Origin of the sequence: Acinetobacter sp. YH12254 (assembly GCF_013417415.1) — a bacterium.
GTDB classification, from domain to species: Bacteria; Pseudomonadota; Gammaproteobacteria; order Pseudomonadales; family Moraxellaceae; genus Acinetobacter; species Acinetobacter pseudolwoffii.
Window position 1 is genome coordinate 1 of record NZ_VPEB01000030.1, and the last position, 8,973, is coordinate 8,973.

Sequence of the window (8,973 nt, forward strand, 5' to 3'; positions counted from 1 at the left end):
ACATAACATGAGGTAGTTTTTTTAGTCGAAATCTAAATTGTGTTATGTCCTTTTTATTTCAAGAGTTTAGAAAGTTGAGATTCGCGTATTAATATATCTTTATAAAGCTGCGCAGATTGACAGTTGGGATCTGTATTGTTTTGCCCAGCAGCACGGTATTAACATTGTGCCGGGACTGTTGTTTGGTGGTGCAGATCGTTACCGTAACTGTATTCGCCTGAATGCAGGACATGAACTGTCTGAACAGATACAACAGGCGATCCAGTTATTGGCCAATTGGGTTAAAAAGGCTTTAAAAAGTTGATTTGAATAGCGTTAATCAAAATCAGCTTTAAGCACAACGCGATAACGCACTTGACCTGAATGTAAACGTTCAATGGCTTCATTCACTTGTGACATTGGGAACAGTTCAATCTGTGGCGCAATATTTTGACGTGCGGCAAATTTCAGAAGTTGACGCAGTGCGGCAGGCGATCCAGTTGAAGAACCGGTGACTGATTTAGCACCGCTAATTAACATGCCCGCAGGAATCTGCATTGGCTCTAGTGCAAGTCCGAGCATATGCACACTGCCATTTGGTGCGAGTGTAGATAGATAGGCTTGCCAGTCTAAAGTGACATTTACTGTACTTAAAATTAAATCAAACGTGCCACGATGTGCCTTAAGTGCAGCCGTGTCACGACTACTGAGCACATGGTCTGCACCCATGGCTTTGAGTTCGTCAGTTTTATCAAGACTTGAGGTAAATGCGGTAATTTCACAGCCCCATGCTTTCAATAACTTAATTGCCATATGACCTAAGCCGCCAATACCAATTACTGCAACGTGATGAATGGCTTGAATTTGGTGCTGTAAAATTGGATCAAATACGGTAATGCCACCGCATAGGAGCGGGCCTGCACTCACAGCATCTAAATCATCAGGGAGGGGAATAACCCATTGCCAACCTGCACGGACTTTATCTGCAAAACCGCCTGCGTGTCCCACGATGGTCGCCGTTTTCCCACCCGTACATTGTACTTGCTGCCCTGATATACATGATTCACAGTGTTGACAGCTTTCAGCTGTCCAGCCAATGCCAACACGTTGACCCAGTTTTAGGCCTTTGGCTTCGCTCCCAAGTTGTGTAATCGTTCCGATAATTTCGTGGCCTGGGATTGCAGGATAGACTGAGGATTTCCAGTCATTTTGGATAATTGAAACATCTGAATGACATAAACCACAGTACTCAACTTTGACTTCAACTTGATGGGCTTGTAGTTCGCCTGCATCAAATTGATAGGGAACCAATGCTTCACCGGCATTCATTGCCGCAAAAGCACGAATTAAATTGTCACTCATTGTCTTTAGTCCTTATTAATTTATGAATACTACGCGAATCTCAACTTTCTAAACTCTTGAAATAAAAAGGACATAACACAATTTAGATTTCGACTAAAAAAACTACCTCATGTTATGTCCATTTAGGGGTCGTTTGCGGGAGAGGGCGAAATCCTACGCTAAGGCTTTGGCCAACGATATTCTCCGGTAAGATTGATGTGTTCCCAGGGGATAGGAGAAGTCGCTTGATATCTAGTATGACGTCTGTCGCACCTGCTTGATCGCGGCCGCGATAGCTAGATCGCGTTGCTCCTCTTCTCCATCCGCGTTCCAAGCTGCGGAAAGGCACCCATAAGCGTACGCCTGGTCGAGCAGGCGACGCGGATCGACGTCCAGCGCACGAGAGAATGCGTCCGCCATCTGTGCAATGCGTCTAGGATCGAGACAAAGGTCGTCTCTGTCAGCCGGATCGTAGAACATATTGGCGGCGCCAAAGCCCACTTCACCGACCAGACCGACGGGATCTATCACCAGCCAGCCGCGACTGGAGAACATGATGTTTTCATGATGCAGATCGCCATGTAGCCCACGCAGTTCCGAGGCATTGCTCATCATTTGATCGGCTATAATCGCCGCGTGGACGTAGTCAGTTTGACAACCTGCGTTTTGATCATCGCGCGCCCGCTGAAACAAAGCTGCAAAGCGATCCCGGATCGGGAGAAGGGCAGAAGGCAGGGGTTCCTCAGATGCGGCATACAGCTTCGCCATTAGTTCCGCTGCAATTTCGGTCGCCTGGTAGTCGCCGTGCTCGGCAACGATGTGAGAGAGCATTCGCTCCCCGGCATATTCGAGCAACATCAGATTGTTCTCACGACCGAGCAACCGGACTGCTCCCCTCCCATTGCGCCATACCAGATAGTCGGCCCCGCGCAGTTCATCAGCAATGTCTTCTATAGGTTTCAATCCCTTGACGATTGCAGGAGTCCCGTCTGGCAATGAAACTTTCCAAACGAGGCTGGAAAAGGTGTCCGCAATGAGAACAGGTTGCGAAACGTGCCAATGAGCAGGAAAAACAGGCGGCATGAACATCAACCCCAAGTCAGAGGGTCCAATCGCAGATAGAAGGCAAGGCGTTCGCGGTCGGGGGCTTCGATCCCCAATACATTGAATAGGACAGCGAAGGCGCGCTCTGCTTCATCTGGCGCTGCCCAGTTCTCTTCGGCGTTAGCAATCATGAGTGCCAAATCGGCATAGCGATCTGCTGTTCCGAGCCGCCCAAGGTCGATCAGACCCGTGCATTGAAGAGTTTTAGGGTCCACCATGAAGTTCGGCATGCAGGGATCACCATGGCAAACAACCATATCGGTGCGCTCTTGGTCGAGCCGCACCGGTAGCTCTCGTTCGACACGAGCCAAAAGATCGAGCTGCGGCGTACTCTTGTCCTCGTCCGGTAAGAAGTCGGGATTGACGGCATTGCGGGACACCACATCAACGGCGCGTCCGAACATTCGCGACAGCCTGCGCTCAAACGGACATTGATCAACCGATAGGCTGTGAACAGCGCCAAGTTGCTGCCCCATTGACGGCCACGCTTTGAGCAAATCCGCTCCAGACAGATCAGCCGCCGGTACTCCCGGAATTGCCGTTATCACCAAGCATGCACCCTCCTGTTCCTCCTGCCAGTTGATCACCTCGGGGCAAGCCACACCTCGACCTTTGAGCCAAATGAGGCGGTCACGCTCTCCAGCGAGCTCACCGTGGCGGGAAGCAGGTGCGATTTTCGCGAAGGCATGCCCGTCACCACGTCGAAAAACAAAATCACCAGATTCTCCGCCTCTGACAGGCAACCAGTCAGAATGCGATTCACCAAAAAAAATATTAGTTCGATTCAATGGAGGTTCCTTCAGTTTTCTGATGAAGCGCGGAGGTGGCTCAACCTGCGAAAAGAAACGAGTTGCTACGTAAGTCCGAGAACATGCTTTCCATGGTCTCTGAGCTCGCCTTTGGGACCGACATATCGGTAGAGAGTGACGCGCTCGATGCCGAGTTCCTTGCAGAGATCGGAAACTGAAGTATCGCGCTGGGCCATGGCGGCTTGCGCGAGACGCACCTGAGCTTTGGTGAGCGCGAATTTTCGTCCGCCCTTGCGACCGCGCGCTCTCGCGGAGGCGAGACCCGCCATGGTGCGCTCTCGGATCAGATCCCGCTCGAACTCGGCCAAGGTGGCGAAGATTCCGAACACCATGCGACCGGACGCAGTCGTGGTGTCGATCTGAGCGCCCTTTCCAGTCAGAACCCGCAGGCCGATCTTGCGGTCTGACAGCTCCTTCACCGTGTTGACCAGATGGGCAAGCGATCGTCCGAGGCGATCGAGCTTCCAGACCACCAGCACATCGCCGTCACGCAATGACTTGAGGCAGGCAGTCAAGCCAGGGCGATCATCACGACCGCCGGAAGCAAGATCATCATAGATATTGTCCCGTTTGTCAACGGCGATTGAAAACTGATACAGATTTTTTCGTGCCAGCGATTTAAAACTGATACACCGCCGTCGCTGAACACCGTCCGTGTTCAGCCAATTTCTGCAACATCGCTCCCCCTCATCATCCCGGCCTGTCGCTGGTGCTTCAGCCGATAGCTTTCCCCGGCAATCGGCACGATGTGCGCATGGTGCAGCAGCCGGTCGAGCAGGGCCGCGGTCAGCGTCGTATCCTGCGCGAAGGTCGTGTCCCATTGCCCGAACGGCAGGTTGCTGGTCACGATCAGGCTGCTGCGTTCATACAAGGCTGCGATCACCTGGAAGAACAGGTTTGCCTGTTCCCGGTTCATCGGCAAGTAACCTATCTCGTCGATGATCAAGAGCCGATATGCCTTGATCGCGCGGTGCATCACCGCCTTCAGATTGTTCTGGGTATGCGCCGTCGTCAACGCCAGCATCAGGTCGGCCGCAGTCGTGAAGCGCGTCTTGATGCCGGCTTGCGTCGCCTTGTAACCCAGTGCCATCGCCAGGTGCGTCTTGCCCACGCCGCTGGGGCCGACCAGCACCACGTTCTCATGCCGCTCGACGAATCCCAGGCCGGCCAGTTCCTCGATCTGGCTGCGTTTGACGCCTTTGGCGAAGTCGTAGTTAAACTCATCCAGCGTCTTCACCGCCGGGAATCCTGCCAACCGGGTCATCGTGCTTTGTTTGCGCACGTTGCGCCCAGCGACTTCTTCCCTCAGCAGCCCCTCCAGGAAGTCGCTGTAGGCCATTTCCTGCTTCGCTGCCTTCTGGGTTGCGGCGCCGTAGCCCTGGGCTATAAACGGCAGGTTCAGGCTCTCGCACAACGTCGCGATACGCTCATGCTGCAGGTTCATGCCGCCACTCCTTCCGATACCCGCACCAGCAGCGCGTCATACACCTGCAACGGATGCTGCACTGGAGAAGGTTGCGCGATCCGCTCCACCACTGCCGCCGGCCGCGGCACCGCAGGTGCTGCGGTAGTCGGTTGCGGCCTGGCTGCCGCGATATCCGCCCGCCACGGTGCCGGCAGCGCTTGCAGGTGCTCCACTTCCCGCTTCAATGCTTCGGCTGGCGGCTCGCCGGTGGTGCCGTGGATGCGCGCATTGGCCACCTCGCGCAGCCAGTGGGCTACTTCCACGTTGGCCGTCACGACGTCGAGCTTCTGGCCGCTTTGTGCCAGCCGGCTCGCCAGCGGCACATAGAACGAGCGCCGCAGGTAGCCGTTGAACCGCTCGACCTTACCCTTGGTCTTGGCCCGGTACGGCTGGCACAGCTTGATCACGAAACCGCTATGCCTGGCATAGTCCAGGAAGCCGGCGTGGAAGCGGTGCTCGCCCTCACCGTACGCATCGCGCTCCAGCACCACCGTCTTCATGTTGTCGTACAGGACCCGCCGCGTCACGCCGCCAAACGCCGCAAAGGCGCGCTCGTGGCAGGCGATCAGGGTTTCCACCTTCATGTTGCTGACGAACTCCACGTAGCTGGCCCGGCTAAAGCCGAGCGTCGCGCAGAACGCGTGCAATGGCGCGCTGCCTTTACGGAATTCGACCCAGTCCACCTGCAGCTGCTCGCCCATCGCCGTCTCGAAACGCACCACCGGGTCGGCGGGAGGCGCCGGGCGCAAGGTGCGCACGAAGGCCCTCAACTGGCTCATCCCGCCCTCGTAGCCGCGCGCGGCGATCTCGCGGTACAGCACGGTGGCCGGAATCACGTCAGGCTGAGCGGCTTGCTGCCGATCCCTCAGGTACTGCTCGAATTGCGCCAGCTTCGTCTGGCGTTTGACTTTGCGTTCGTACTTCGGCACGGACTCCAGGGCCAGGTGCCGGCGCACCGTGTTCACTGCGCAGCCTACCTCGGCGGCGATCTGCCGAAGGCTTAACCCATGCCTCTTCAGGAGTTGAATTTCCACGTACACCTCTTTGGGTTTCAAGGCCGCTCCGCAAAGCGGCCATCTTCTCAAAATGGTGTATCAGTTTTCAATCGCTGCCTGTATCAGTTTACAACCGCTGCTGACACCGTTCGACACCTGCGGCGCGCAAGGCGTCGTGCTGCAGGTCGAGAGACTGCGAGCCATCGGCTTTGGAGACGCGGGCATATCCGATCAGCATGTATCACAAACGTTGGTTTGAGGCGGCGCTTCGGCCACGATTGCATTGACCTCTGGAAATGTATCTCAACCAGCTTCATAAACAAAGCGTCTTGAACGCTATCAGATTTTGAAAAAGGAACATGTATGCCGCGTCGCGTCACTCTAACCGATCGGCAGAAAGACGCGCTGTTGCGCTTGCCGACTTCACAGACGGATTTGCTCAAGCACTATACGCTGAGTGATGAAGACCTTGGGCATATCAGGCTGCGTCGGCGCGCTCACAACAGGTTCGGCTTCGCCCTGCAATTGTGTGTCCTGCGCTATCCCGGCCGGGTGCTGGCTCCAGGCGAACTGATCCCTGCAGAGGTCATCGAATTTATCGGAGCGCAGCTTGGCCTGGGTGCCGACGATCTCGTAGACTATGCTGCCCGCGAGGAAACACGGCACGAGCATCTTGCCGAGTTACGGGGGCTCTACGGCTTCCGCACCTTCTCCGGACGTGGTGCGAGCGAGCTGAAGGAATGGTTGTTCCGAGAAGCCGAGATGGCGGTGTCGAACGAGGATATCGCCCGTCGCTTCGTAGCCGAGTGCCGACGCACCCGCACTGTCCTTCCCGCGACATCCACGATCGAGCGGCTTTGTGCCGCGGCTCTCGTCGATGCCGAGCGACGCATCGAGACGAGGATCGCCAGTCGGCTGCCTATGTCGATCCGAGAACAGTTGCTGGCATTGCTCGAGGAGACGGCTGATGATCGGGTGACCCGTTTTGTGTGGCTGCGCCAGTTCGAGCCTGGCTCGAACTCTTCGTCGGCCAACCGGCTGCTCGACCGGCTCGAATATCTGCAACGCATCGATCTCCCCGAGGATCTGCTTGCCGGCGTTCCTGCCCATCGGGTGACTCGTCTGCGCAGGCAGGGTGAACGGTATTATGCCGACGGCATGCGCGATCTCCCGGAGGACAGGCGGCTTGCGATCTTGGCTGTTTGCGTCTCGGAATGGCAGGCGATGTTGGCCGACGCAGTGGTCGAAACCCACGACCGGATCGTCGGCCGTCTCTACCGTGCTTCGGAGCGTATTTGCCATGCAAAGGTCGCAGACGAAGCGGGGGTGGTGCGTGACACCCTGAAATCCTTCGCCGAGATCGGGGGCGCCCTGGTCGATGCACAGGATGATGGCCAGCCGCTGGGCGATGTCATCGCGAGTGGGTCAGGGTGGGACGGCTTAAAAACCCTTGTTGCAATGGCAACCAGGCTGACCGCCACCATGGCCGACGATCCGCTCAATCATGTGCTCGACGGTTATCACCGCTTCCGCCGATACGCTCCACGCATGTTGCGCCTGCTCGATCTGCGAGCTGCGCCCGTTGCACTGCCGCTTCTGGAAGCGGTGACGGCCCTTCGTACCGGTTTGAACGATGCCGCGATGACCAGCTTCTTGCGGCCCAGCTCGAAATGGCATCGCCACCTTCGGGCCCAGAGGGCTGGCGACGCTCGCCTATGGGAGATCGCGGTGCTGTTCCATCTGCGCGATGCGTTCCGCTCCGGAGATGTCTGGCTTACTAGGTCCCGGCGCTATGGCGATCTGAAACACGCACTCGTTCCGGCACAATCCATCGCGGAAGGCGGTCGTCTCGCTGTGCCATTGCGGCCGGAGGAATGGCTGGCAGACCGGCAAGCTCGCCTCGACATGCGGTTGCGCGAGCTTGGCCGTGCCGCTCGCGCAGGCACGATCCCGGGCGGGTCGATTGAAAACGGCGTTCTGCATATCGAGAAACTCGAAGCCGCCGCGCCGACAGGCGCCGAAGATCTGGTGCTCGATCTCTACAAGCAGATCCCGCCCACGCGCATCACCGATCTCCTGCTGGAGGTGGATGCGGCGACCGGCTTCACCGAAGCGTTCACCCATCTGCGCACAGGAGCACCCTGCGCTGACCGGATCGGGCTAATGAACGTTATCTTGGCGGAAGGGATCAACCTCGGCTTGCGCAAAATGGCGGATGCGACAAACACCCACACCTTCTGGGAATTGATCCGCATTGGACGGTGGCATGTCGAGGGCGAAGCCTATGACCGGGCGCTGGCCATGGTGGTCGAGGCACAGGCAGCGTTACCCATGGCCCGGTTCTGGGGCATGGGCACGTCGGCTTCGAGCGACGGACAGTTCTTCGTCGCTACAGAGCAAGGTGAGGCCATGAACCTGGTCAACGCGAAATATGGCAATACCCCGGGCCTGAAAGCCTATAGCCACGTCTCCGACCAATATGCGCCGTTCGCAACCCAGGTGATTCCTGCAACGGCAAGCGAAGCGCCTTACATCCTCGATGGCCTGCTGATGAACGATGCTGGACGCCATATCCGCGAGCAGTTCACCGACACGGGCGGCTTCACCGATCACGTCTTTGCCGCATGTGCCATTCTCGGCTACCGGTTCGCTCCGCGCATCCGCGACCTGCCATCCAAACGGCTCTACGCGTTCAATCCGTCGGCCGCCCCGGCGCACCTGCGAGCGTTGATCGGCGGAAAGGTCAACCAAGCCATGATCGAGCGCAATTGGCCCGACATCCTGCGCATCGCCGCCACCATTGCTGCCGGGACCGTCGCGCCAAGCCAGATTCTGCGGAAACTCGCCTCCTATCCGCGGCAGAACGAGCTCGCGACAGCCCTGCGGGAAGTCGGTCGCGTCGAGCGCACCCTGTTCATGATCGACTGGATTCTGGATGCCGAACTCCAACGGCGTGCCCAGATCGGGCTCAACAAAGGCGAAGCTCATCATGCGCTGAAGCGGGCAATCAGCTTCCACCGCCGCGGTGAAATCCGCGACCGTTCCGCCGAAGGCCAGCATTACCGCATCGCCGGCATGAATCTGCTCGCCGCCATCATCATCTTCTGGAACACCATGAAGCTCGGCGAGGTCGTTGCAAACCAGAAACGCGATGGAAAGCTGCTATCGCCCGATCTCTTGGCCCATGTTTCGCCGCTCGGATGGGAACACATCAATCTCACCGGAGAATATCGCTGGCCAAAGCCTTAGCGTAGGATTCCGCCCCCTCCCGCAAACGACC

At 57.3% G+C, this 8,973-nt stretch carries 7 protein-coding genes and 2 pseudogenes; 2 read left to right on the forward strand and 7 right to left on the reverse strand.

The annotated features are described in order from the left end of the window. Nucleotides 1-112: 112 nt before the first annotated feature. Nucleotides 113-304, forward strand: a pseudogene (locus FTV29_RS14470) (PLP-dependent aminotransferase family protein); the annotation flags it as partial. An 11-nt stretch (nucleotides 305-315) separates the two neighbouring features. Here FTV29_RS14470 and FTV29_RS14475 read toward each other — a convergent pair. The 7 genes and pseudogenes from FTV29_RS14475 to FTV29_RS14505 form a co-directional block, all read right to left on the reverse strand. Continuing rightward, the gene (locus FTV29_RS14475) at nucleotides 316-1,341 is read right to left on the reverse strand and encodes an NAD(P)-dependent alcohol dehydrogenase (protein WP_005267240.1); all 1,026 of its coding nucleotides are present in this window, start codon (nucleotides 1,339-1,341) and stop codon (nucleotides 316-318) included. 231 nt (nucleotides 1,342-1,572) lie between these two features. Beyond that, the gene (locus FTV29_RS14480; protein ID WP_000480968.1) at nucleotides 1,573-2,409 is read right to left on the reverse strand and encodes an aminoglycoside O-phosphotransferase APH(6)-Id; all 837 of its coding nucleotides are present in this window, start codon (nucleotides 2,407-2,409) and stop codon (nucleotides 1,573-1,575) included. Then, entirely contained in the window at nucleotides 2,409-3,212 is an 804-nt protein-coding gene (gene aph(3'')-Ib / locus FTV29_RS14485; RefSeq protein ID WP_180075653.1) for an aminoglycoside O-phosphotransferase APH(3'')-Ib, read from the reverse strand. Before aph(3'')-Ib ends, FTV29_RS14480 begins: the two co-directional genes overlap by 1 nt. Nucleotides 3,213-3,277: 65 nt before the next feature. Then, the gene (locus FTV29_RS14490; RefSeq protein ID WP_050545069.1) at nucleotides 3,278-3,847 is read right to left on the reverse strand and encodes a recombinase family protein; all 570 of its coding nucleotides are present in this window, start codon (nucleotides 3,845-3,847) and stop codon (nucleotides 3,278-3,280) included. Between the two features lie 44 nt (nucleotides 3,848-3,891). Continuing rightward, nucleotides 3,892-4,677, reverse strand: a complete 786-nt coding sequence (gene istB, locus FTV29_RS14495; protein ID WP_180075654.1) for an IS21-like element helper ATPase IstB — start codon at nucleotides 4,675-4,677, stop codon at nucleotides 3,892-3,894. Then, nucleotides 4,674-5,732 (reverse strand): IS21 family transposase, encoded by a 1,059-nt coding sequence (gene istA, locus FTV29_RS14500; RefSeq protein WP_373683612.1) that lies wholly within the window; start codon nucleotides 5,730-5,732, stop codon nucleotides 4,674-4,676. Before istA ends, istB begins: the two co-directional genes overlap by 4 nt. A gap of 106 nt (nucleotides 5,733-5,838) precedes the next feature. Then, a pseudogene (locus tag FTV29_RS14505) lies at nucleotides 5,839-5,931 on the reverse strand (recombinase family protein); the annotation flags it as partial. A 125-nt stretch (nucleotides 5,932-6,056) separates the two neighbouring features. On the opposite strand from FTV29_RS14505, the gene FTV29_RS14510 reads away from it, so the two are divergent. Continuing rightward, nucleotides 6,057-8,942: a Tn3 family transposase gene (locus tag FTV29_RS14510; RefSeq protein ID WP_001138082.1), complete on the forward strand. Its 2,886-nt coding sequence runs from the start codon at nucleotides 6,057-6,059 to the stop codon at nucleotides 8,940-8,942. Nucleotides 8,943-8,973: the final 31 nt, after the last annotated feature.

What these genes read in the sequence shown, in the direction of transcription:
- FTV29_RS14475 (WP_005267240.1), bottom strand. Translation starts at nt 1,341, where the DNA reads ATGAGTGACAATTTAATTCGTGCTTTTGCGGCAATGAATGCCGGTGAA.
- FTV29_RS14480 (WP_000480968.1), bottom strand. Translation starts at nt 2,409, where the DNA reads ATGTTCATGCCGCCTGTTTTTCCTGCTCATTGGCACGTTTCGCAACCT.
- istB (WP_180075654.1), bottom strand. Translation starts at nt 4,677, where the DNA reads ATGAACCTGCAGCATGAGCGTATCGCGACGTTGTGCGAGAGCCTGAAC.
- FTV29_RS14510 (WP_001138082.1), top strand. Translation starts at nt 6,057, where the DNA reads ATGCCGCGTCGCGTCACTCTAACCGATCGGCAGAAAGACGCGCTGTTG.